This window comes from Frigoribacterium sp. PhB118, from assembly GCF_003751725.1.
Lineage (GTDB): Bacteria > Actinomycetota > Actinomycetes > Actinomycetales > Microbacteriaceae > Frigoribacterium.
The window spans coordinates 150,889-171,255 of record NZ_RKID01000002.1 but is presented as its reverse complement, the minus strand read 5'-3'; the positions used below and the strand labels follow the sequence as shown (position 1 = coordinate 171,255).

Sequence of the window (20,367 nt, the reverse complement as noted above, 5' to 3'; positions counted from 1 at the left end):
CACGCTGATCGCTGTGCTCACCCAAGGTGTTGAGTGGTCGAGCACGAATGCGTCGGATTCAAGGCCGACTTGGGGGAGCGGCCAAGGTGGATTCTTCGTCGTTAGCCCTCGCTACGCGGGTGGTTCCACGCCTACGGGAGGTGCGTGGGGGAGGTGCCGGTTTACGGTCAGTGGATGACCAAGGAAGTGCATGCACCGGGCGGCAAAATCGTGGGGCCCTCTTCGCAGGTGATGATGATCCCCTCTTCCGTTTTCGGCGGACTTCTTGCCGCACTTGCAGCTTCGGGAGACGGTGTCACTGGCGTCACATTTGGCGTGTCCGTGACTCTTGCTGCTGTTGCTGTGGTGTCCGCGATCTTGGGGTGGCGAAGAGCCAAGTCCGTCGAGGCTCTGTCACCGTTCCTCCTTTGGAGCAGCGCCGACTATCCCTTCTCGCAGCTCGACCCGGACAGGCGACGACTCCTGGTCCGACAGATGTTCGGACGGGAACCGGTGACAGCTGAGAACGCGGAGTTAGTCCGTTTCTTGATTCGCCGTAAGCGGCGTCGTGCGACCGCGCTGATGCCGTCGCTTTTAGCTATGTTTCTCATCCTGGCCGCGCTGGCGATCGCAGCGGGCTATCCGGGGTGGGGTTTGCTTGGAGCAGTTTTCCTACTTGCGGTCTTGGTTACGGCAACCCAGTACGAGAAGCGACGCGAGGACCGAGTGCTCAGGCTCACGGACGAGGCCAACCTAGATAAGGAGTGATGTACTCCGAAGCCGACTCTGGCAACTTTGCAAGCTGTTTTTTCCGTCGATAAGGAGCAATTGATGTCGTCCAAGATGCCTCGCTGGCGAAAGCGCATGGGTGTGGCCACGATCTTCTACGCGCTCGGCGCCACGCTGTTCATTGTCAACGTGTTCATTGACCTGCCCAAAGGGCTGAGTCTTCTGGGCGTGGCGCTCATCGCGATCGGCCTTTACTTCAACATTCGCGCTATGGCTGAAATGCGTCGCTGACGTCCGTCACTCGACGCCGGTCTCATCCGCGGGCGGCGAAGCCGTAAGTGGAGTAAGTGAAAGACCACCCGCCCGATAGGGGATCCGTGCCTGGAATGCTTGCGAGGTCGGGTCAGGTTCGTCGTTCCATGCAGATCAGGTCAGGACGCGGGTCCCATGAGGCAACGGCTTGAAAGCCGCGTCGGGAGTAGAGCCTGATCGCGTCATCGCGCCACCTCCACACTGTCAGCCGGAGCGGGCGCTGCTTGTCACGTGTCAGCGCTGCGTTGAGGAGTGCGGATCCTGCGCCAGTTCCGCGAGCAGCTGGATCGACCCACACTCTCTTCAGTTCGTCCGCGTCCTGGTCGCCAAGGACCACAGCGACGCCGACTAGGTGGCCCTGCAACTCAGCCACGTACACGTCGGCAGAGGCATACGCGGAGCAAGGCTCGTCGACCTCATGGCGGTACTTCTCAGGCAATGGCGTCGGACCGTGGGCGCCGTCTAGGTGCTCGGCCTTTTCCCGCTCGGTCTGGATGAGGTAGTCGGCGACGAGCTTTCCTACCTGCGCTGCGTCACTTCCGGTGGGATCCGCACGACGGACGGTCGGCACGAGTTGCTCGGGGGTGGACATGCCACCATCATTTCGTGCCGCGCGGAACAAACGTGCACTGCCCGATAGACGATCAGCTTCCGGACGCGCCCATAAGTCAGAGGTCGAATTCCCCGTTGTCCCTACGGAAGCTGGGACGGGGGCTACTGCCCCCAGAACGGGTTACGCGATAGTGACGCGGATACCGTCCTCGCTTGCTACGTAGCGCTCATCTGACGTCCCTCTTTCGATCGCGAAGGATTCGCCGGAAGAGTAAGGAGTTAGAACGACTAATTGGTGCAAGCCGCCCTTTTCTCGTTCCCAGACCTGGTTGAGAGAGTCGTCTGCCGTGAACCCGGCATCGGTGAGGCCCTGAGCTACTTCTTCTCCCACGTCCGTTCCTTCGAGGAAGTACTGCAGAGTTGTTGGCGTTGGGCCGCCTCCCGTGCCGGAAACTGCAGCAACGGAGTCGGAGTCGTCAAGACCAATGTCAATCGCAATGAGCAGTTGTGAGGAAAATCGCTCTTCGAAGGTGTCCCTACTGCACGCGCTCAGTCCGAAGGTGCTTGCCACGAAGGCAAGCAGGGCAACGACAAGTCGAACGCGTCGAGACATGACTCCCCTTGGCTTGTGGCCTAGTTGGCAATCATGCACCACGACACCGTGTCGTCAGCCATGGACATCAATGGCTCGACCGAGTACATCGACTCCGGTGGCAACACTGATCAGAAGACAGGCCCAAGCGACTCGCCCCAAGAATTAATTGACATAACGAAAATTGTCGGTCAAGCAGGTTTATGGATGAGCATGCTTCTGATTGCTCCATGAGCGATCGTTTCTGACTGCCTGATAGGGGATCGCCAAAAGGGACGTGGTTTGTGCCGTCGCGAGGACGGCCAGTCCTGGGGACGCTTCCTCGACTAGGGGCCATTGGAGGGCGTTGGATCATCGGCCTGGACGGTGGGCTCTCGAGGGCTATTCTTCCGACGTGAACGAGTACGCCCGTCCTGTCTTCGCAGGCGTCCGCGAAGGGGAGCGTTCCCACAACATGGGCGACCAGCCGACCTGGGATTCTGGGGAGCGGTTCCGCCCCGTTGGCGCTGTTGCGCAGGCTCTCATCGAGTATGTCGATCGTGAGTACGACGTCGTCGTCGATGCTCCGGTCGCGCTGCCGCCCACACACGCCCGTGGGCTCGGTCACGACGTGTCACGCATTGTTCGCATCTCGTCGGGTCGTTCCGGCGAGGTCACGGTGTGGCTGGTATTCGGCGCGGCGCCAGGAGTCATCTCTGTTTTCGCAGGGCTCTTCAGCCAGTTCGACATGTGGTTCTGCGGTTGTGACTTGTGCGATGAGACCTGGCAGGAGGTCGCCGACGCCTTGGAGGAAGTGTTCCTGCAGCTGGCCCGCGGTGGCGTGGCTGAAGGCCTTAAGCCGGGGCGGTCTGGACAAGCTCGGTGGTCTTTGACTAGCTCGAGCAGGGACTGGTCAGGCGTCATGCCACTCAAGGGCGTTCGCAGGCGTGAGCGACGCCTCTGGGCTGAGCGTCTGACTGAGTTGTCCGAAGGTCGTTGGTCCGGGTGGACCCCACGCCCGTAGGCCCTGCGCCACGCTGATCAAGACCACGCAACTTAACGCGAGGTGCTCCGTTCCGATAGGGGATCGCCCACTGAGTCACTTGCTGTGGTGCGAGCGCACTCGGAGTGGAGGCCGTCGTGGTCGTTCCGCATCGTCGGTGAACGTGGGCGGAAACGGTGCTCACGGTCGTACCGTCGAGGGATGCAGCAGCCCAGCGGCCTCGATCGGCTCGTATCGGAATGGCGGAGCTCCGGACCAGGAGGTGCGCGCTTCGTGCCGGGCTTCGACCCATCAGGTGGAGGAGCAGCGGCGAAAGTTCTCGTGCTGATGGAATCACCCGGTCCTGCCACGATCAGGCAGGGCGAGGACGCGATCAGCAGTGAGGACAACCCGGGGCCGACGGCGTCAGCGTTCAGGCGAGCACGGATCGAGTCGGGTCTGGGCAGGAGCGTCTACCTGCGATGGAACATCGTCCCGTGGGCCCTTGGTCGGGCGCCGACCGTCACCGATCTCGAAGACGCACGCCCTGCCCTCGCTCAGCTGCTCGGTTCTCTGCCGCAGCTGCGAGCGATCGTGACCTTCGGCACTCCAGCCCTGACGGGCGTGATGAGGTACTTCACCCTGGAACCGCGTGCGAGGGTCCTTCCCGTGCTCGCGGCACCCCATCTGTCGCCGGCGAACGCCACCCGTGCCGGCGAGAAGCACCTGCGGGCCGTCACGGCCCTACGGCACGCATCGCTTCTCTGATCATCTCGCCGAGGAGTGGGGGCTGTGCTGCAACGTGGCTATCACGGCGAGGAGATCCCGTGCCCCGGCGCTCGGACTTGCCGACCACACGGCGCGAAACGGTCGCCTCAGGTCGACGGCTGCCGGGACGGTGACGAGGCGCCCGGCGCGGAGGTCGTCCTCGACCAGCAACGAGCTGATGACTCCCGGGCCCACACCGCCGGCGATGGCCGCCCGGATGGCGCCCGTCGACGACAACTGCGCAGCGGGTTCTGCCATCAGGGCAGGGTCGATCCCCAGGGCGAGCTCGAGGGTCCGGCGGGTGCCCGAGCCCGACTCCCGAGACACGAGCGGTGTGGATGCGAGATGCGCTGCCGTCACGGGCTCGGACTTCGATGCCCATGCGTGCCCGGGCGAGACGACGACGAGCAGTTCGTCGACACCCAGGACGGTGCTGGCGAGCCCGTCGGCCTCATCGGGGGTCTCGGTGAACCCGAGGTGCGCGCGCCCCGAACGGACCTCGTCGACGACCCAGTCGCTGTTGCCCGATTCCAGGCGCACCCGGACACGATCCGCTGCCGCTGTCATCCAGCGGGGCATCAGCGCCTCTGACACCGTCTGACTCGCCGCGACGAGGAGAGCGTCGGAGGCGCCGGTCATCAGGGTGTGCAGCGATCGTTCGAAGGTGGTCGCCGCCTCGAGCAGGGGTCGGCCCCACTCGCACACCAGGAGTCCGTGCTCGGTGAGCGCCGAGCCGGCCCGAGAGCGGACGAGCAACGTGCGACCCAGCCGCCGCTCGGTGCTCGTGATGCGAGACGATGCCGCCTGCTGGCTGATGCCCACCGATGTCGCGGCACGGCCAAGACTGCCCGATCTCGAGATCGCCTCCAGCAGTCGGAGCGTCTCGAGGTCAACAGGGAGTCCGGTCACAAGAGTCGATTGTGACACCACAAGCATCCGCCCGTATCGGCAGCCGGACGCACGTACGAAGATCGAGGCATGCCTGCCACGATCACACCGGATGTCGCCCCACCCCGCACACGCGGTCTGTTCCGCCAGCTCGAGCACCGCGGGCAGATCGTGTCGAACCTGACCCCGAACTGGTTCGCGTCGATCATGGGGACGGGCATCGTCGCCAACGCCGCGGCGACCCTGCCGTTGCAGTTCCCGGGGCTGCGCCCCGCCGCGACCATCGTCTGGGCACTGGCCAGCGTGTTGTTGGTCGCTCTCAGCACGGCGACCGTCCTGCACTGGGTGCGTTACCGGGCCACCGCGCGGGGGCATCGACTCAATCCGGTGATGGCGCACTTCTACGGGGCACCGCCCATGGCGCTGCTGACCGTCGGCGCGGGCACCCTGCTCTTGGGGAAAGACGTCCTCGGTACGCCCCTGGCGGTCGGCATCGACTGGGTGTTGTGGACCATCGGTACGGTGCTCGGCCTCGTCAGCGCGATCGCGGTCCCGTACCTGACGTTCACCCGGCACGACACGGCCCCCGACAGTGCGTTCGGCGGCTGGCTCATGCCCGTGGTTCCTCCGATGGTGTCTGCCTCGACCGGTGCGCTGCTGCTGCCCTTCCTGCCCGCGGGGCAGGCAAGGCAGAACATGCTCTGGGGGTGCTACGCGATGTTCGGCTTGTCGTTGCTGGCGTCGATCGTGATCATCACGCTGATCTGGTCACGCCTGGCCCAGCACAAGATCGGCCCGGCCGGCATGGTCCCGACCCTCTGGATCGTCCTCGGCCCCCTGGGGCAGTCGATCACCGCGGCCAACCTTCTCGGTGGCAACGCCCACCTCGCCGTCGACCAGGAAACCTCGCACGCCCTGTTCGTCTTCGGGCTCGTCTACGGTGTGCCCACCCTGGGATTCGCCCTGATGTGGGCGGCACTGGCATCGGCCATCACCCTCCACACCATCCGCCAGGGGCTCCCGTTCTCACTCACCTGGTGGTCGTTCACCTTCCCCGTCGGCACCTGCGTGACAGGCCTGAACGGTCTGGCCCTGCACACGGGACTCGTCACGCTGCAGGTACTGGCGGTCGTGTTCTACATCGGGCTCGTCGGGGCCTGGATCACGGTCGCCGCGCGCACCTTCCACGGCAGCGTCATCCGCGGAACGCTCCTCGCGCCTCCCCGTCCCCTGCCCTGACCACGGACGACGAGGGTGCGTGGGGGGAGCGACTCAGATCGAACAGGCGTCGTTCCAGTCACGGCGATAGGCCTCGGGGTCACTGACGTCGACGATGGCCGAGGCGGCGCCCTTGGGCTCGTCACGCGACCGGTAGCTCTCGAACGCCACCGCACTGCGGTCGTTGCTCGCCGGATCACGCACCCCGGAGGCCTCGACCCACAGAGTCCAGTTCCACCGCGTCCGGACGCCAGGCTGCAACGCGCCTTCGCCGACGACCAACAGCACGTCCGTGCCGGCGGGTGAAGACTCGAAGTCTGCGCCCGTGAATGATCGGACCGACGACGTGAGGCCTCTCGCGCTGATCTCCCGAGCCAACTGACTGCCCATGTCCGAGAGTTGCTCGCCAGCATCGCCATCCACAGCCACGATGCCTCCACCGGACGGAAGCCGACCCAGCATCTCGGAAACCAAGTCATGGATGACGGTGTTGCTCATGATGCTTTCTCCTGCGCACTTGTATGTCGAAACGGAAAGGGGAGTCGGCGGCCGCCGACTGGTGCGGCTGCACGAAGCGGCCGCGAACCTGATGCAACCACGAGCATGCCCCGACGGCAGCCCCCACGAGCATTCGCGACTCGTCAGCAGAAGGGTGTCATGACGTGCCAATGGTGAGGCCGACGAGCCCGGCAGCGACGGCGAGCAGCAGCATGCCCGCGCCGTTGGCGATTCCCGCGACCCATTTCTTCTCGGCTACGAGGCGCACGGTCTCGACGCTTGCGGTGCTGAACGTGGTGTAGCCGCCCATGAGCCCGCCGCCCGCGACGAGCAGCCACTCTCGGGGCATCCCCGCGTGGTCGGCGAGACCGGTGAGCAAGCCGAGCACGAACGACCCGCTGACGTTGATGACCAGGGTCGCCAGCGGGATGGGGGCCGACCACGTGCTGCGGACGACGCCGTCGACGACGAGGCGCAGGGCCGCACCCACGCCACCGGCGACCGCGATCGCGACGAAGAGCCACGGGGCGATCACGACGCCGCCTCAGAACGGCGATGGAGGGCGGCACCGCCGGTGATGCCGGCCCAGGAACCCACGGCGCCGAGCACGACCGATCCCACACCGTAGGCGATCGCGATCGGCAGCGCGTCACCGAGCAGGGTCGCGGTGTCGACCGCGAGGGCGCTGTAGGTGGTGAACCCGCCGAGAACGCCTGTTCCGACGAGGAGGCGCAGGTCGCGTCGGCGACCCGCGTCCGGCCCTCGTCGCACCAGCGACTCAAGGAGCAGCCCGAGCGCGAACGCACCGACGACATTGATCAGCAGGATCGTGACGGGGATGCTGCCCGGGGCCGCGGGGAAGCTCAACGCCAGGGCTTCGCGCAATCCCGTGCCGATCGTGCCGCCGAGGGTGACGAATCCGATGAACCGCCACCGCAGGTGCACGGGCCTTTCGGTGCCCGTGGAGTCGTCGACATCGAGGTCCGGGTTCTGGCCCAGCCCGTCGAACTCGTCGCCTCTCCTCGAGGGCAGCGGCGGAAACGGTGAGTCGGGTGAGGGGGTGGTCATGCATCGTCCTTCGTGCTGAGGCCGTAGGGGAGTCCGGGCTGATCGGCTTCGATGTCGGTGAGGCGGTTGTACTTGCAGACCCGCTCCCCGCGTGCGGGGGCACCGGATTTGATCTGGCCGACCCCGGTGCCGACGACGAGGTCGGCGATGAACGTGTCGGTGGTCTCCCCGGAGCGGTGCGACACCATGCAGGCCATGCCGTGCGACCGAGCGGTGGCGATCGCGTCGAGGGTCTGGCTGACGGAGCCGATCTGGTTCGGCTTGATGAGGACGGCGTCCGACCAGCCCTTCTCGGCACCTTCGGCGATCCTTTCGGGGTCGGTCACGTAGAGGTCGTCGCCGACGAGCTGCACGCGGCCGCCGAACCTCGACGCCATCAGCGCCCACCCGTCGTGGTCGTCCTCGTGGAACGCGTCCTCGATGCTCCTGATCGGGTACGCGTCGAGCAGTGCACCGTACCGGTCCGCGAGGGCCGCACGGTCGAGGTCCTGCCCGGCGACCCGGTACCGGCCGTCTCCGTCGCCGAACCCGTTCGCGGCAGGGTCGAGGGCGATCGCGACGTCGTCGAGCGCCGCCCGGTGGCCGGCGTCGGTGATCGCCTGGACGATGAGGTCGAGGGCGTCCTCGGGGCTGCTGATCGCCGGGGCGAAGCCGCCCTCGTCGCCGAGGCCCGCGGTGTTGTAGCGGGTCTGTACGAGCGCTTTCAGGGCATGGTAGACCTCTGCGCCGGTCTGCACCGCTTCCTCCTCACTGGTCGCCCCGACGGGAGCGATCATGAACTCCTGGAAATCGAGGTCGTTGGCTGCATGGGCGCCTCCGTTCAGGACGTTGAAGTGCGGGACGGGGAGCGATTCGTTCGCCCCCGACAGCAGGGCGATCCACCGGTGCAGGGACAGGCCGGCTTCGCGGGCCAGCGCTCGGGACGCCGCGATCGACGTGGCGACGACGGCGTTGGCGCCGAGCCGCGACCAGTTCGGGGTGCCGTCGAGGTCGGCGAGGGCACGGTCGATCTCGCTGATCCCGGCCCACGGGCGTGAGGTCAGGAGGTCGCTGATCTCGGTGGTGACCATCTCTGCCGCTTTCCGGACGCCCTTGCCACCGAACGCTGCACCTCCGTCTCGGAGTTCCACGGCCTCGTGGGCACCGGTCGAGGCTCCCGCAGGGGCGGCGCCCGAGACGAGGGTGCCGTCGGCGAGTTCGAGGTCGACCTGGACGGTGGGGAATCCGCGTGAGTCCAAGATCGACCGCCCGAGGGCGGACACGATCTGGACGGGGTGTGCACCGCCGTGGGTGACGTAGGTGCCGACGTCATGGGTGTGGATGGTGCGGTTGCTGATGTAGTCGTTCATGTCAGGTTCCTCCTTCGTGGGTGATGACCGCGGCGGCGAGGGCCGCTGCGGCCGGGTCGAGATACGTGCCGCCCCGCGTCAGCGGATGCCCGTCGGAGGCGAGGTCGTAGATCAGGGGGTGGCCGGTCGGGATGTTGAGCGCGGCGACCTCGAGTGGGGTGAGCGCGTCGAGCAACAGGCAGAGTGCGCGGAGGCTGTTGCCGTGGCCCACCACGAGCACGGTGCCGCCGGGGGCACCGGCCTTGACCGCCTCGGCGACGGGGCGGACCCGGACGATGACGTCGAGCAGGCTCTCGGCCCGGGTGCGGTTCGAGGGATCCACCTGACGAAGGGCGTCCTGAGCCCACAGCTTCGCGAACTGCGCGTCGGAGGACGGCGGGGGCGGGATGTCCAGTGAGCGCCGCCACAGGGTGAAGTCCTCCTCGCCGGCTGAGCGGCGAACATCCGCCTTCGTCCGTCCGGTCAGGTCGCCGTAGTCGCGTTCCCGGAGTCGCACGTCGACGGTGGCGGGCACGGTCCACTGGTTCTCGGACACCATGATGCAGGCAGTCTCGGTCGCACGGGCCAGCGGTGAGCACAGGATCGATGCCGGGCGGAAACCCGTCTCGTCGAGCAGGTGTGCAGCACGGCGGGCTTCTTCACGGCCTCCGGTCGTGAGGGGTGAGTCGGTGATGCCTGTGAACAGCCCGTCGGCATTGGCCTGGCTCTGGCCGTGTCGCACGAGGGCGATCCGGGTCGTCACGGCCGGGCCTTCGAGACCGGCACCACGAGCACCGGCACGGGTTGATGGTGCATGAGGAACGATGCCGTGGACCCGTGCAGTGCAGCCTTCAGGCCCGCGGCGAGACCGTTCGAGGATCCGACGACGATCATCACGGCGTGCGTGTCGGCGGCGACGCGGGCCAACGCCTTAGCGGGGTCACCGGCGAGGACACGGACGTCGACCGTGATCTGCGCGTCGGTGCGGAGCCGGGCTGCCGTCGCCTCGAGGGCAGATCTGTCGGCGGCGACGTCGTCGTACTCGTCTGGGTCGAGGGGAACGGTCGCCCCTCGGCCGCTGGCGTCGTCGGGGTCAGCGGGGACGCGGGAGTCGTCGACCTGCACGACGACGAGTTGTGCCGACAGCCGGGCCGCGAACCGGGCGGCGTTCGAGAGAACGGTGTCGGCCGTCCGGGTATGAGCTCCGACGACGATGGTGTCGGTGGTCATCTGGTCTCCTATCTCGGTTCCTGGGCACGCCAGTGGATGAGATAGGGACTGTTGTCGACCTGAGTCGAGGTTGGTGACGGCGAGCCCCACCGCCGTGGCGTCTCCGCCAGGCTCAGTCAAGCACTGATCCGACCAAGCTGCACCTGCTGATACAACATTCTTTTCGACCAAGAAAAGGGTGTGGTGGCCTGTCCTGATAGGGGATCGTTCACCGGGAGCTGAGCAGACGTAGGGTCTTGCTCTCTACTTGGAGTTTCGGTCAAGCGCCCTCGCCGTCTCTATCGGGAATCGGCATACTGAGGTCGTGCCGATCCCGCCCCATCACGAAGCCACATTCGGGCGGCTGACCGACGCAGCCAGGAGGACGTTCGGGACGGACCACGTCTCCGCGACCCTGCTCGATCCCGACACGGATCGCCTGCCGTTTCTGGAAGTCCCCGGACTGTCATTCATCGGTGAGCAATGGATCGTCGTCGAATTCGCCGGCGGCCGAAGACTAGAGCTCGAGTGGAACGTAGCCGGTGTCGGCCGGGCATTCAGTCTGCTCGAACGACGGCAGCTGAGGATGACCATCGACAAGACCGCCCCAGAGGGCCTGCCAGGCTGGATCGAGGCACTCGTCGGCACTCACGGCCGGGTGACGGTCCACGCTCCCGTCGCTGAGTTCGACCTGGAGGTGCGGGTGGTTCCTGACCGGGGTTCCGCTTTGCCCTTCTCCGTTCACGTGCGGCATGACGGCAATGTTGTGGTCGAGGGCTCGCAGCTTCACTGGTGGACCTTCGGTGCCGGACGCACTGACGATGACGGCATGGCGGCAGCGAAGGACCTGATGGAACAGGTCGTGCTCTACGCCGGCAGCATCAGACGCACGTGGCGAGGCGTCACCTTGCTCGACGAACACGGTGACTACTTCTCAGGGCCGATTCCGGGGCCGAGGCTGCCATTCCGGCCCCAACGTCTCTACTTCCGCGCCTACAGCTAGCCTCATCCTGCCCGCACAGAACGCAATTACGTTCAATTCAGATGTTCTGCATTTTCGACGGCCGCCCGATAGGGGATCGATCATCGGACTGGATCTTCTGCCAGAGGCTGCGTCGGGTAGAGGTGACGATCGCCACTACCCGCCGTGAGCTCATCCGTCGCAGGGGTGTTGAGTGCCTGTCGGGTCAGTGCCGTGGACCCTGGAAGGGGCGCGATTGTTGAACTCGCTGCGAAGGAGGAGCTGCCTAGTTGAGCCCATTGATCGCCGATGGAATGAACCGGATGATCGAGCTGAGCGTCAGGCCGTACGCAAGTGTCAGGCCCACCGAGGCCAGGGCGATGCCGCGGGATCTCGTCCGCTTGATGTCCTGCAATGCCAGGTGTCCCAGCCCGGCACCAAATGCGGTCACAAGGGTTGGCGCACCAAACGCCCAGAGCAAGACCAGCGCCAGGACACCTACAGCGACGGATGCCACCGCATAACGGCTGAGACGGTCGGAAGTTTCTTGGGGCATATCACTTACCTCGTCGATAGGCAACGCATGTCGTCGAGGTTCGAAGCCTATTCAGTTTCGTTCCGAAGCGGGTTGCGAAATGTGGGTCTGTCGCCACGGCCGGGCGTCGCACTAGGGGATCGGCCATCGAGACTCCGCCGCGCTTGCTGTCGATCTCGTAGCGCCTCGGCCTGGAGGGGCCATTCAGGTACCCCGCGGCTCGACGAGGGGTTCGGAGCCGATGACTTCCAGCAGGGCGAGTTTCTCAGCGTCTCGAGAGCCCGCTGGTGCGGTGTAGAGCACGAGGTGCTGGTCCCGCTCGGTAATGGCGAGGGAATCGCAGTTAACGGTGATCGGCCCGGCTGGTGTGTGGCGGAACGTCTTCTGTAGGGGCGGTGGTGTCTGGACGTCGTGTCGCTCCCAGAGTTGTGCGAACTCGGCGCTGCCGGCGTTGAGGTCGTCGATGAGTTCGCGGACGCTCGGGTCTGATGGGTAGACAGTCTGGGCGCTACGGAGTTGGGTCATGACACCTTGCCGGAATGCGGCCTCGTCGGAGATCCCGTAGATCACCTCTGACGGCTGCCCACCGTTGAGGAAGGTCTTCCTCGCGAGGTTGCGATCGCGGGGAACGAGCAGGGAGAAGTCCTCCATGAGAGCTGCCGCCAGGTCGTTCCAGGCGAGCACTTCGAAGGTGGCCGACAGGACGATGCCGGCGGTAAGGGGGAGCCGTTCGAGCAGGGTCAGGATGCTCGGTCTGACGTCGCGGCGATGCAGTCCCGTCAGGGTGGGGGCGGTGCCGGCCAGCCGGTGGAGGTGGTCGGACTCTTCGGGGGTGAGACGCAGTGCGCCCGCGATGCCTGCGAGGACGACGTCTGAGGGCCGAGGCGCGCGGCCCTGTTCGAGTCGGGCGTAGTACTCGGTCGAGACATGGGCGAGGACGGCGACCTCCTCGCGCCGAAGACCCGGTGTCCTTCGCCGAGACCCAGACGAGAGGCCGACGTCTTCGGGGTGGAGACGCTCGCGGCGACTCCGGAGAAAAGCTGCGAGCTCACCTTTGTCCATGCCGCCATTCTCCGCCCGGTCAGGCCGCGGACCCTCGTACCGTTTGTGCCTGGATGCGGATTCCGGAGGCGAAGACGCTCATCACATGACGAACAACAACGAGAACATGCCGGTCGGCCTGCTGACCGGGAAGGTCATCTTCATCACCGGAGCCAGCCGCGGTATCGGCGCCGCAGCGGGCCGTCTCTTCGCGAGAGAGGGAGCATCTGTCGTGCTGGCAGCCCGCAGCATCGGGGCGCTCGACGCCCTCGTCCGCGAGATCCGCACCCAGGGTGGCACGGCTGACACCGTCGTGATGGACCTCGCCGATCGAGCCAACGTCCGCGCGGCCATCGATCGCGTCGAGGAGCTCCACGGACGCCTCGACGGGGCATTCAACAACGGCGGCGTGAACCAGCAAGAGACCGGTCCGCTCGACACCACGTCTGACGCCGACATCGACGAGCAATTCGCCGTCAACTTCCGCGCACACTGGGTCGCGATGGTCGCCGAGGCGGCCCTCATGCGGAAGTCAGGCGGCGGCGCGATCGTGAACACCTCGAGCATCGGCAGTCGACGTGCTGTGCCGCCGCTGCCGGCGTACGGGGCCATGAAGCGGGCACTGAACAGCATCACGGAGACCGCGGCGGTCACCTGGGCTGCCGAAGGAATTCGGGTGAACGGCCTGATGCCCGGTGGAACCGCGACCGAGATGATGGACGAATGGGAGAGGAAAACCCCAGGGATCATCGAGGCGAACAACGCAGCCAGCCCCATCGGCCGCATGGCAACCGCTCTCGAAGTCGCCGAGGTCGCGGGGTTCTTCCTCAGTGATCGCGCCTCGGCAGTGACAGGTTCCATCGTGCCCGTCGACGGCGGCGCCGGCGCCTGAGACGGGGACGCGCACCCGTCCTGCGGCCGCACCTGAGTGGGCCTGTGGCCGTTCTCGCGGACAGGATGAGGCGATAACAGAGCTGTAAGGCGCCGCCGTGGTCGTCGCGCCCCTGTTCGCGATCTTCGGCGTCTGCTTCATCGTGTTCCACGAGCACATCTCCGACGCCGCCCGCAGGGCCTACGAGGACCAGGGGCGGCGAATCGGCCCCCAAACCCAGTCGCCAGGACTGATGATCGTCGGCGAAATCGGCATGCTGTTCATCCCGACGGTCATCGTGCTCTACGCCTTCACCAACGTGTTTCCGCCGCCGCCTCCTCCGCAGTAGCTCTCGACGGGAGCGCTGCCCGATAGCCGATCGTCGATAGGACGCCTCAGGCTGTGAGATGCTGCGTGATGCTTCCCTGGCCGTTGACCAGGGTGACGTCGGCGAGAGCGCCGTTGACCAATGGCATTTGCGGGGGCTGGTGGCCGGTGTCGAAATCGAGGACCACCGGGACATCGATGTCTCCTAGTGCTCGTCGCACGGCAACTTCCTGACTTAAGTCCGGGGTGTCCGGGCTGTTCGTGCGCCCGATCAGGATGCCTTTGGCTGCGTCGAACCATCCGGCCAGCCGGAGGGACCGAAGCATGCGCAGTACGCCGATCGCGTCGGACCCCGCGGCCTCGAGGTACACAAGGGTGCCTTCGGGGGCGTGCTCGAGAGCGAACCGGGGCACGTCTCCGTATGGTGTGCCTGCCAAGAGCGACACGGTCTCTAGGCAACCGCCGATGAGGCGCCCACTGATGCTGAGGTCGCTTCGGCCGTCGATCGCACGCCACCTGGTCAGGGTCTCGTACGCACGGTCCCGGTCGAGGGGCTCCTCGCTCCAGGCGGCCCACGGGCGTGATCGGCGCCGCGGTGCGCTCCGTTGCTGGAACGAGCTCCCGGCCGCCATGCTCGCCACGTCTGTCCAGCGGTGGAACTCCGTCGGCAGCTCCCATGGCTCGTCCATGAGGTTCGCACCGTGCATGGTGGCCAGCCCGGTGAGGGTGGTCAGCGGCAAGAGCAGGGTCGAGATGTCGGACCAGCCAACGAACCAGGTCCGGGCGTCCGCAAGGGCCGCCCAATCGATGCCGTCGAGCAACTCGATGGCTAGCTCACCTCCCCAAGGAGGCAGTACTGCGTCGCCGGAGCGGAACGAGGTGTGGAGGTCCTGGACGCGGTCGGCAGCGGACGCGGGAACGAGGCCGCCGGTGGTGGCGTGATCTCGGACGTGCACGTCGAGACCCTGGCCTGTCAGCGAGGCTACGGCTGCACGGAGACGCTCGTGGAGTTCTTCAGGGACACCCATCGACGGAGCGGGCACTTCAATGCGCCCTCCTGCCTGGAGCGGTGTCGGGTACGTGATGCCAGCCATTCGTCGACGCTAGCAATGCGCCCCCTGCTCCCGCCTCACCGTCCCGGTAGGGGATCGATCAGCAGACCGGCAGGACTCGCTACCGGGGCGCTTTGCCAAGACTGATCCAAATGACCGTGCCACCGCCGATCAGGCAGATCGTTGCGATTAGAGGAGGCAACCACGAGACGAAGCCCGTGGCGGCGGCGAAAATCGTAAAGCCGAGGAACAAGATGGCAATGGGCCCAAGAATCCAAGCGAGCATGCGTCTGTACTTGTTCACGGTCGACCCCCAAGAAGTTCCTTCGTTGCTCAGGACGATATCCGTCAGTGACGGCGGTCGCGCATCGGAAACGACCGTGGTGCCCGATAGACGATCGACGTCCGGGTACGCCTGCTAGATGGCGGATAACACCCTCAAAGTGCTGTTAGACGATCGAGTCGGGGCGACACTTCCGTTCCCTCACGCGGGATGACGTCGAATCCGAGCCGATCCAATTCGGCGACTGCTGTCATGGGGTCGTCGGAGACCGCAGCGGCAAGCTGTCTGACGCGCCATCGACGGCGTCCCTCGTGAAGCGCTGCACTGGCGCTGTTGACGGTGTCAATGCCGAACTCGATGATCATCATCTCGAGTACGTCCTCAAGGCAGGGGCGGAACCGATGGCCGCCCGTAGGGAAATGCACATCGCCGAATCTCGGCATGTCCCCCTTCGCCACACGTTTTTGGTAGATCTTGCCGCAACGTCGCCCACCCGTAGCAATGAGCGCGTCTGTCATGTCTTGACGCTCGGCATGGACGTTGTAGTGCGCCGACGGGACGTCGCTGCCGCTGTCTCGGAGGTAGTCGACGGTGAAGAGGGGTCGCGCAGAGCCGTGCACGTTCACCTTGAAAGTCGAGCGATCCACCGACACGAGATGGCTCACTGGGCTCAGAACGAGCCGATACTGAACGATGAGTCGGAAAGTCTCGGCACCGTCGATGTCCAGTCGAAGGCCGAGCTCCTCGCTCGGCTCGACGGTGACGGCAACGCCGCCGCCGCGAGTCCGGACGACAGTGCTGTCCAGGCCGACGAGCCCGTTGGGAATTACTGCGGCGAGCATCTCCATGATCTCCAACATGAAGTCGAAGACCTTCTCTTGAAGGTTCCCATCGGCCTGGCCGCTGGAGTCAGCGCTCGGCATGCTCCTGCAGGTAGGTCAGGTCCTCAAGTTTCCGAAGGATTGCTTGTCCCTCCTGCGAGAGCTCGTAGCGGTCGGCCCGACGGCGCAGCTCGTCAGCCGACGCGCCTGCGCGTGCCTCGAGCTCGGCTAAGCGACTGCGGATCTCGGGAATCGTGAGCATCTCGAGTGTGGGGACCATTCAGCCATGGTGACACGGACCCCCGTCAGTCGTTCGCAACTCGCCTCAACTGCTGGACATGTACGGATTGCCAACCTGCGGAGCCGCCCGATAGCCGATCGGTCAGCGGTCGGTGCCCGAGGGGCCCGTCCCGCGGATCGTCCCTCCGGCTCAGGCCCCTAACAGAGAGAAGGGCAGGGGAGGCTGGCTGTGAGCACAAACATGCTCACGTGGAAGGCCACAGCAGCAGCGCCAATCAGCCAGAGCGCCGGAACAAGTGCGCGGTGGCCACGTAGCATGCGGTGCCCAGAAAGTGCGGACGCCAGGAGCCACAGCGACAACTGCACGCCTACCAGAATTGGCCTAGCCCACAGGAAGACGTCGCCCATGATGTCGCGCCAGAGAACTGCGACGACGATGACGACCAAGGTCGCTGCGAAGCCGACGATCAGGACCGTGATCGCTCTCGCGTCGAGACTGGCTGGGAGTCGCGGCGGCGCCAGCGGCTCGGCAGTGCTCATCATCCGAGCCTAGACCGCTCGTCAATGTCGCCGACAGCCCCGCAGAGCCTCACAAGAAGGTGCCCGTTAGACGATCGTCTACCGCTTAACCACGATGAGGAAGTGGTTGCTTTCCTCCTCGACGAGCTCACCTGTCCAAGGAGACTCGAGGTGTCCGTCGTCTTCGTCGTCGAAGCCTCGCAGCGCTGCCCCGCTGGGGAGTCGGAGGATCGGCGTCGTCGAACCGTCGTCGGCGAGGACGAGGATGTCGACGACCCGCCCGCGGACGTGGGTTTCAGGGCGGGAGTCGTGGTGGGTCTCGATCAACCGCACCTGTCCGCCGGCGTCTTGGAATCGGCTGCAGCCCAGGTCGACCAGGTCGTTGCGCTCGATGGCTTCACCGCAGCACTCGTGCTCCCAGTCGCCGATCTCGACCGTGACGTTCATGGGTGCTCCTTGAAGGGCTTTCACTTGGTGGTCAGTGATGTCGTGCCCGGTTATGACCATGAGGCCGTCATCCCCATCCGCTGTTCGAACCCCCGGGGCCGACTGCTTCCATAAAATGCTCGTGTTCTCCGGGATTGTCGAGCCGCCAGCCGTAGGGGGCCGCCCGTACGTAGCTTTCTCCGTCGTGCTCGACTCGAGCGCGCCCCACCATCAGCCCGCTCGTGAATACTTCCTCGTCGATCCAGAGGAGTAGTTGACCGACCCCGTCGTCGGCGTCCGCCGGTGTTGCGTAGAGCCAGAACTGAGGCGCGCCGCTGGAGGGGAGCTGGATCACCAACCGTCCGGAGTGCCCATCTCGTTGCCGCAGCTCGAGGTCGACACTCCCCGTCCCAGGGCGAAGATCGAGGATCGCGTAGTCGAGGTAAGTCAGTGCGGGGCCGGTTGACCGGTATTGCCACAAGACCTTCCGCAGGGCGACCTCGATCTCCTGATCCTTCAGCACGCCCACATGATGGCAGAGCGAATTCTCATCCCACGTGCCCCGTCGCGGTGTTCCGGCGGCAGCCGTGCTGAAAGCATCCCCATAGCCGATGGCGCATCGGGTGGGGCGATATAATAAGGGGAACAAACCTCTACCGGCCCGGTGGAGGTTTTCTTGTATGACCAATCCTGCTTCCCTCACGATCGCCACCGCCGACGAGCGGCATCGCCCCGAGCTCGAACAGCTCTGGACGATGTTCCGCCACGAGATGTCCGCCTTCACCGGCACGCTTCCCGACGAACGTGGCCGCTTTAGACAGGAACGACTCGACGCCGGTCTCTCGGAACCGGGCTGGTCGGCCCACGTCTTCCGCCTGGGACCACACCCGGTCGGGTTGGCGGTCCTGCGCGGATTGGACGCCGAGGAGCGCGTGATCAGCAGCTTCTTCGTCGCGCACGGCGCGCGGCGCTCTCATGTCGGGCGGACCGCTGCGACAGAACTGACCGCAGCGCACCCTGGGAGGTGGGCCGTTGCCTACCAAGAACGCAACGCCGTCGCAGCGAGGTTCTGGCGCACGGTCGCCAGCGGGATCGACCCACAATGCAGTGACGAACAGCGCGACGTCCCCGGCCGCCCCGAGTTGCCGGCCGACTCCTGGCTTCGATTCTTCGTCTGACCGAAGATCATCCAGCGGGCTTGGTCAGCGCGCGCACGTCCGAGGCGAGCCGTCCTGGTGTCCGGACCCGCGCCTCCTCGGCTGCGACGGCGAGGCCGAGCACGGGCCGACGCCGAGGACGAGAGGGGTTTCGCTTCGGCTGATTTGGCTCGGGCTGGCCTGCCGGGGATGCTTGCAGGACGACCGAGGGAGTTTCATGATGGCGCGTTTCCGTACTCTGCCTTTGCCGGCCCTCCTCGTGGTCTTGTTCGTGGTCACAGGAGCCTTGTGGTTCGGGATCGGTGTGATCGTGATGCCCGGTGACCAGCCTGTTCTCGTGCGACTGATCGGGACGGTCTTCTACGCGGGAGCGATGACCGCGGTCTTCGGTTTCATGATCGCTCGAGCACGGCGTCTCGCCGGCGGAGTCACCGACCTGGCCGAGATGCGGGCAGCCTTCAAGGCCGGCAGCATCCCTCCTGGGGTCGAGCCGGGCAGGTGGGTTCCGACCTTCGAGAAGTGGGAGCGTCAATACCGGTTGAATCGGTGGTTCGGGCCCGTCACGTTCGTCGCCTTCACGGCGCTGACCGCTTGGTTGGCCGTCTCCGAGGGGCCCGTCTGGTGGCTTTTCACGGTGTTCTTCGTCGCCGCCATGATCTGGTCGACGGTCGATTCCTGGAGAGGGTTGGCGAAGGTGACCGTGATGCTCGCTGAGCTTCGTCGCCGGCCGCCCCTCCCTCCACGGACGGATGTGCCCGTCTCGCCTGCGACGAAGTAGCACCTCCACTGGGCGGCATCGGAATGCCCGTTCAATCCTCGGCGTCGAGGATGGGCTCTTGACGGCTATTCTTCCGGCGTGAACGAGTACGCCCGCCCTGTCTTTTCGGGCGTCAGAGGAGTGGTGCGTTCGCACGACATGGGCGATCAGCCGACCTGGGATTCTGGGGAGCGGTTCCATCCTGTTGGCGCTGTTGCCCAGGCTCTCATCGAGCACGTCGATCGGGAGTACGACGTCGTCATCGATGCTCCGGTCGCGCTGCCGCCCACACACGCCCGTGGGCTCGGTCACGACGTGTCACGCATTGTTCGCATCTCGTCGGGTCGTTCCGGCGAGGTCACGGTGTGGCTGGCATTCGGCGCGGCGCCAGGAGTCATCTCTGTCTTCGCCGGGCTCTTCAGCCAGTTCGACATGTGGTTCTGCGGTTGCGACATGTGTGATGAGACTTGGCAAGGGGTCGCGGACGCACTCGAGGAAGTCTTCCTGCTGCTGGCACGCGGTGGCGTCGCTGAGAGCCTCGAGCCTGGACGGTCCGGACGAGCTCGGTGGTCTTTGACCAGCTCGAGCATGGACTGGTCAGGTGTTATGCCGCTGAAGGGCGTTCGCAGGCTTCAGCAACGTCACTGGGGTGAGCAATTGAGTCAGTTGGCCGATGGTCGGTGGTCCGGTTGGACACCACGTCTGCAGTCGCGTGACCACGTGGAGGAAGACCACGCATCCGAACACCAGGGTACTCCGTCCCTCTAGGCGAAGTTCCGGTGGCGTGACGGTCAGTCGTCGCTCTTCATGCTCCGAGAAGGTGCCGAATTGATCCACAGGCCGCGGAACACGAAGAGGGAGCTGGCGATGCTTCCCGCGCCGAGTGCCATGCTCACCCACGTCGACGAGTAGTCGAGCACTGGAGCGCCGAGAGCGACGAGGCCCACGAGGGCCCAGACGCACAGGGCGCCTTGGAACCACCTCTGGTGCAGCGCTCGTCGAAAGTCTTCCACCACGTGGCGAACCTACTGCCTGCGTCAGCGTCTCGAAGAGCGTCGTTGACCGCGACCCATCCCACTGGGATGCTTCTCGCAACCGTCGGAGGTCGTCATGTTCGAAGAACGCGGGTGGTTCGCCGAGGCTGACGCGAGAGCGCTCAGGCCGATCGACTCGGTGAACGACGTGGATCATCGTGGTGATGCTCCCCGGGCCGAGCACCGGCCTGAACCCGTCCGCCTCCGTCCGCTCGATCGCCTCCTGCGTGGCTTCCCGTGG

Annotated in this window: 29 protein-coding genes; 11 read left to right on the top strand and 18 right to left on the bottom strand. The window is 65.6% G+C overall.

The window, feature by feature from the left end:
- The first annotated feature begins 174 nt into the window (after positions 1 to 174).
- Both EDF21_RS16490 and EDF21_RS16485 read left to right on the top strand, forming a co-directional pair.
- A complete protein-coding gene (locus EDF21_RS16490; protein WP_148053667.1) occupies positions 175 to 747 on the top strand; it encodes a hypothetical protein in 573 nt (190 codons plus the stop codon).
- A 63-nt stretch (positions 748 to 810) separates the two neighbouring features.
- Positions 811 to 999 (top strand): hypothetical protein, encoded by a 189-nt coding sequence (locus EDF21_RS16485; RefSeq protein WP_148053666.1) that lies wholly within the window; start codon positions 811 to 813, stop codon positions 997 to 999.
- Between the two features lie 112 nt (positions 1,000 to 1,111).
- Here the strand turns inward: EDF21_RS16485 and EDF21_RS07825 are convergent, their stop codons facing one another.
- Both EDF21_RS07825 and EDF21_RS16480 read right to left on the bottom strand, forming a co-directional pair.
- Positions 1,112 to 1,612: a GNAT family N-acetyltransferase gene (locus tag EDF21_RS07825; RefSeq protein WP_123570953.1), complete on the bottom strand. Its 501-nt coding sequence runs from the start codon at positions 1,610 to 1,612 to the stop codon at positions 1,112 to 1,114.
- 141 nt (positions 1,613 to 1,753) lie between these two features.
- Positions 1,754 to 2,143 (bottom strand): hypothetical protein, encoded by a 390-nt coding sequence (locus EDF21_RS16480; protein WP_148053665.1) that lies wholly within the window; start codon positions 2,141 to 2,143, stop codon positions 1,754 to 1,756.
- A 415-nt stretch (positions 2,144 to 2,558) separates the two neighbouring features.
- Between EDF21_RS16480 and EDF21_RS07820 the strand changes: the two genes are divergently transcribed.
- Positions 2,559 to 3,167 carry a DUF6226 family protein gene (locus EDF21_RS07820; protein WP_123570952.1) on the top strand — a complete coding sequence of 203 codons (609 nt, stop codon included), beginning with the start codon at positions 2,559 to 2,561 and terminating at the stop codon, positions 3,165 to 3,167.
- Positions 3,168 to 3,347: 180 nt separating this feature from the next.
- On the top strand, positions 3,348 to 3,893 hold the full coding sequence (locus tag EDF21_RS07815) for a uracil-DNA glycosylase family protein (RefSeq protein WP_123570951.1): 546 nt from the start codon (positions 3,348 to 3,350) through the stop codon (positions 3,891 to 3,893).
- Here EDF21_RS07815 and EDF21_RS07810 read toward each other — a convergent pair whose 3' ends face one another.
- Positions 3,894 to 4,802 (bottom strand): LysR family transcriptional regulator, encoded by a 909-nt coding sequence (locus tag EDF21_RS07810; RefSeq protein ID WP_199736294.1) that lies wholly within the window; start codon positions 4,800 to 4,802, stop codon positions 3,894 to 3,896. It abuts the gene before it with no gap.
- 69 nt (positions 4,803 to 4,871) lie between these two features.
- Here EDF21_RS07810 and EDF21_RS07805 point away from each other — a divergent pair, with 69 nt between their 5' ends.
- Positions 4,872 to 6,020 (top strand): TDT family transporter, encoded by a 1,149-nt coding sequence (locus tag EDF21_RS07805; protein ID WP_123570949.1) that lies wholly within the window; start codon positions 4,872 to 4,874, stop codon positions 6,018 to 6,020.
- Between the two features lie 33 nt (positions 6,021 to 6,053).
- Here the strand turns inward: EDF21_RS07805 and EDF21_RS07800 are convergent, their stop codons facing one another.
- The 6 genes from EDF21_RS07800 to EDF21_RS07775 form a co-directional block, all read right to left on the bottom strand.
- Positions 6,054 to 6,497 (bottom strand): hypothetical protein, encoded by a 444-nt coding sequence (locus tag EDF21_RS07800; RefSeq protein ID WP_056228989.1) that lies wholly within the window; start codon positions 6,495 to 6,497, stop codon positions 6,054 to 6,056.
- Positions 6,498 to 6,654: 157 nt separating this feature from the next.
- Complete coding sequence (locus tag EDF21_RS07795) at positions 6,655 to 7,032, bottom strand: CrcB family protein (protein ID WP_307785063.1); 378 nt, start codon at positions 7,030 to 7,032, stop codon at positions 6,655 to 6,657.
- Positions 7,029 to 7,565, bottom strand: coding sequence for a CrcB family protein (locus EDF21_RS07790; RefSeq protein ID WP_082460666.1), 537 nt, complete (start codon positions 7,563 to 7,565; stop codon positions 7,029 to 7,031). The genes EDF21_RS07795 and EDF21_RS07790 overlap by 4 nt, the downstream gene beginning before the upstream one ends.
- Positions 7,562 to 8,914, bottom strand: a complete 1,353-nt coding sequence (gene eno, locus EDF21_RS07785; protein ID WP_082460667.1) for a phosphopyruvate hydratase — start codon at positions 8,912 to 8,914, stop codon at positions 7,562 to 7,564. The genes EDF21_RS07790 and eno overlap by 4 nt, the downstream gene beginning before the upstream one ends.
- A 1-nt stretch (position 8,915) precedes the next feature.
- Complete coding sequence (locus tag EDF21_RS07780) at positions 8,916 to 9,656, bottom strand: 2,3-bisphosphoglycerate-dependent phosphoglycerate mutase (protein ID WP_158612880.1); 741 nt, start codon at positions 9,654 to 9,656, stop codon at positions 8,916 to 8,918.
- Positions 9,653 to 10,123, bottom strand: coding sequence for a universal stress protein (locus tag EDF21_RS07775; protein ID WP_056049983.1), 471 nt, complete (start codon positions 10,121 to 10,123; stop codon positions 9,653 to 9,655). The genes EDF21_RS07780 and EDF21_RS07775 overlap by 4 nt, the downstream gene beginning before the upstream one ends.
- Positions 10,124 to 10,427: 304 nt before the next feature.
- On the opposite strand from EDF21_RS07775, the gene EDF21_RS07770 reads away from it, so the two are divergent.
- The gene (locus tag EDF21_RS07770) at positions 10,428 to 11,105 is read left to right on the top strand and encodes a hypothetical protein (protein ID WP_056049987.1); all 678 of its coding nucleotides are present in this window, start codon (positions 10,428 to 10,430) and stop codon (positions 11,103 to 11,105) included.
- A gap of 244 nt (positions 11,106 to 11,349) precedes the next feature.
- Here EDF21_RS07770 and EDF21_RS07765 read toward each other — a convergent pair whose 3' ends face one another.
- Positions 11,350 to 11,643 (bottom strand): DUF4190 domain-containing protein, encoded by a 294-nt coding sequence (locus tag EDF21_RS07765; RefSeq protein ID WP_148053664.1) that lies wholly within the window; start codon positions 11,641 to 11,643, stop codon positions 11,350 to 11,352.
- A 159-nt stretch (positions 11,644 to 11,802) separates the two neighbouring features.
- Complete coding sequence (locus EDF21_RS07760) at positions 11,803 to 12,660, bottom strand: helix-turn-helix transcriptional regulator (RefSeq protein WP_123570946.1); 858 nt, start codon at positions 12,658 to 12,660, stop codon at positions 11,803 to 11,805.
- On the opposite strand from EDF21_RS07760, the gene EDF21_RS07755 reads away from it, so the two are divergent.
- Entirely contained in the window at positions 12,659 to 13,531 is an 873-nt protein-coding gene (locus EDF21_RS07755) for an SDR family NAD(P)-dependent oxidoreductase (RefSeq protein WP_199736292.1), read from the top strand. The two genes, EDF21_RS07760 and EDF21_RS07755, sit on opposite strands and share 2 nt — an antisense overlap.
- A gap of 97 nt (positions 13,532 to 13,628) precedes the next feature.
- Positions 13,629 to 13,859, top strand: coding sequence for a hypothetical protein (locus tag EDF21_RS07750; RefSeq protein ID WP_123570944.1), 231 nt, complete (start codon positions 13,629 to 13,631; stop codon positions 13,857 to 13,859).
- A gap of 46 nt (positions 13,860 to 13,905) precedes the next feature.
- Here the strand turns inward: EDF21_RS07750 and EDF21_RS07745 are convergent, their stop codons facing one another.
- From EDF21_RS07745 to EDF21_RS07720, 6 genes are all read right to left on the bottom strand, one after another.
- On the bottom strand, positions 13,906 to 14,931 hold the full coding sequence (locus EDF21_RS07745; RefSeq protein WP_123570943.1) for a S66 peptidase family protein: 1,026 nt from the start codon (positions 14,929 to 14,931) through the stop codon (positions 13,906 to 13,908).
- 396 nt (positions 14,932 to 15,327) lie between these two features.
- The gene (locus EDF21_RS07740) at positions 15,328 to 16,095 is read right to left on the bottom strand and encodes a hypothetical protein (RefSeq protein ID WP_123570942.1); all 768 of its coding nucleotides are present in this window, start codon (positions 16,093 to 16,095) and stop codon (positions 15,328 to 15,330) included.
- On the bottom strand, positions 16,082 to 16,273 hold the full coding sequence (locus EDF21_RS07735; protein WP_056228998.1) for a hypothetical protein: 192 nt from the start codon (positions 16,271 to 16,273) through the stop codon (positions 16,082 to 16,084). Before EDF21_RS07735 ends, EDF21_RS07740 begins: the two co-directional genes overlap by 14 nt.
- A gap of 158 nt (positions 16,274 to 16,431) precedes the next feature.
- Complete coding sequence (locus EDF21_RS07730) at positions 16,432 to 16,773, bottom strand: hypothetical protein (RefSeq protein ID WP_148053663.1); 342 nt, start codon at positions 16,771 to 16,773, stop codon at positions 16,432 to 16,434.
- 78 nt (positions 16,774 to 16,851) lie between these two features.
- Positions 16,852 to 17,199: a DUF6578 domain-containing protein gene (locus EDF21_RS07725; protein WP_123570940.1), complete on the bottom strand. Its 348-nt coding sequence runs from the start codon at positions 17,197 to 17,199 to the stop codon at positions 16,852 to 16,854.
- Positions 17,200 to 17,266: 67 nt separating this feature from the next.
- Entirely contained in the window at positions 17,267 to 17,701 is a 435-nt protein-coding gene (locus EDF21_RS07720) for a hypothetical protein (protein WP_148053662.1), read from the bottom strand.
- 157 nt (positions 17,702 to 17,858) lie between these two features.
- Between EDF21_RS07720 and EDF21_RS07715 the strand changes: the two genes are divergently transcribed.
- The 3 genes from EDF21_RS07715 (at position 17,859) to EDF21_RS07705 (ending at position 19,860) form a co-directional block, all read left to right on the top strand.
- Positions 17,859 to 18,356, top strand: a complete 498-nt coding sequence (locus EDF21_RS07715) for a GNAT family N-acetyltransferase (RefSeq protein ID WP_123570938.1) — start codon at positions 17,859 to 17,861, stop codon at positions 18,354 to 18,356.
- A gap of 196 nt (positions 18,357 to 18,552) precedes the next feature.
- Positions 18,553 to 19,113: a hypothetical protein gene (locus EDF21_RS07710; RefSeq protein WP_123570937.1), complete on the top strand. Its 561-nt coding sequence runs from the start codon at positions 18,553 to 18,555 to the stop codon at positions 19,111 to 19,113.
- Positions 19,114 to 19,191: 78 nt separating this feature from the next.
- Positions 19,192 to 19,860 (top strand): DUF6226 family protein, encoded by a 669-nt coding sequence (locus tag EDF21_RS07705; protein WP_148053661.1) that lies wholly within the window; start codon positions 19,192 to 19,194, stop codon positions 19,858 to 19,860.
- A gap of 23 nt (positions 19,861 to 19,883) precedes the next feature.
- On the opposite strand, the gene EDF21_RS16475 is transcribed toward EDF21_RS07705, so the two are convergent.
- On the bottom strand, positions 19,884 to 20,108 hold the full coding sequence (locus EDF21_RS16475; protein ID WP_148053660.1) for a hypothetical protein: 225 nt from the start codon (positions 20,106 to 20,108) through the stop codon (positions 19,884 to 19,886).
- Positions 20,109 to 20,367: the final 259 nt, after the last annotated feature.

Excerpts from the sequence above, each read along its gene's own strand:
- EDF21_RS16490 (WP_148053667.1), top strand. The coding sequence starts at position 175 with ATGACCAAGGAAGTGCATGCACCGGGCGGCAAAATCGTGGGGCCCTCT.
- EDF21_RS16485 (WP_148053666.1), top strand. The coding sequence starts at position 811 with ATGTCGTCCAAGATGCCTCGCTGGCGAAAGCGCATGGGTGTGGCCACG.
- EDF21_RS07825 (WP_123570953.1), bottom strand. The coding sequence starts at position 1,612 with ATGTCCACCCCCGAGCAACTCGTGCCGACCGTCCGTCGTGCGGATCCC.
- EDF21_RS07815 (WP_123570951.1), top strand. The coding sequence starts at position 3,348 with ATGCAGCAGCCCAGCGGCCTCGATCGGCTCGTATCGGAATGGCGGAGC.
- EDF21_RS07805 (WP_123570949.1), top strand. The coding sequence starts at position 4,872 with ATGCCTGCCACGATCACACCGGATGTCGCCCCACCCCGCACACGCGGT.
- EDF21_RS07800 (WP_056228989.1), bottom strand. The coding sequence starts at position 6,497 with ATGAGCAACACCGTCATCCATGACTTGGTTTCCGAGATGCTGGGTCGG.
- EDF21_RS07790 (WP_082460666.1), bottom strand. The coding sequence starts at position 7,565 with ATGACCACCCCCTCACCCGACTCACCGTTTCCGCCGCTGCCCTCGAGG.
- eno (WP_082460667.1), bottom strand. The coding sequence starts at position 8,914 with ATGAACGACTACATCAGCAACCGCACCATCCACACCCATGACGTCGGC.
- EDF21_RS07775 (WP_056049983.1), bottom strand. The coding sequence starts at position 10,123 with ATGACCACCGACACCATCGTCGTCGGAGCTCATACCCGGACGGCCGAC.
- EDF21_RS07755 (WP_199736292.1), top strand. The coding sequence starts at position 12,659 with ATGCCGCCATTCTCCGCCCGGTCAGGCCGCGGACCCTCGTACCGTTTG.
- EDF21_RS07760 (WP_123570946.1), bottom strand. The coding sequence starts at position 12,660 with ATGGACAAAGGTGAGCTCGCAGCTTTTCTCCGGAGTCGCCGCGAGCGT.
- EDF21_RS07745 (WP_123570943.1), bottom strand. The coding sequence starts at position 14,931 with ATGGCTGGCATCACGTACCCGACACCGCTCCAGGCAGGAGGGCGCATT.
- EDF21_RS07740 (WP_123570942.1), bottom strand. The coding sequence starts at position 16,095 with ATGCCGAGCGCTGACTCCAGCGGCCAGGCCGATGGGAACCTTCAAGAG.
- EDF21_RS07735 (WP_056228998.1), bottom strand. The coding sequence starts at position 16,273 with ATGGTCCCCACACTCGAGATGCTCACGATTCCCGAGATCCGCAGTCGC.
- EDF21_RS07730 (WP_148053663.1), bottom strand. The coding sequence starts at position 16,773 with ATGAGCACTGCCGAGCCGCTGGCGCCGCCGCGACTCCCAGCCAGTCTC.
- EDF21_RS07725 (WP_123570940.1), bottom strand. The coding sequence starts at position 17,199 with ATGAACGTCACGGTCGAGATCGGCGACTGGGAGCACGAGTGCTGCGGT.
- EDF21_RS07715 (WP_123570938.1), top strand. The coding sequence starts at position 17,859 with ATGACCAATCCTGCTTCCCTCACGATCGCCACCGCCGACGAGCGGCAT.
- EDF21_RS07710 (WP_123570937.1), top strand. The coding sequence starts at position 18,553 with ATGATGGCGCGTTTCCGTACTCTGCCTTTGCCGGCCCTCCTCGTGGTC.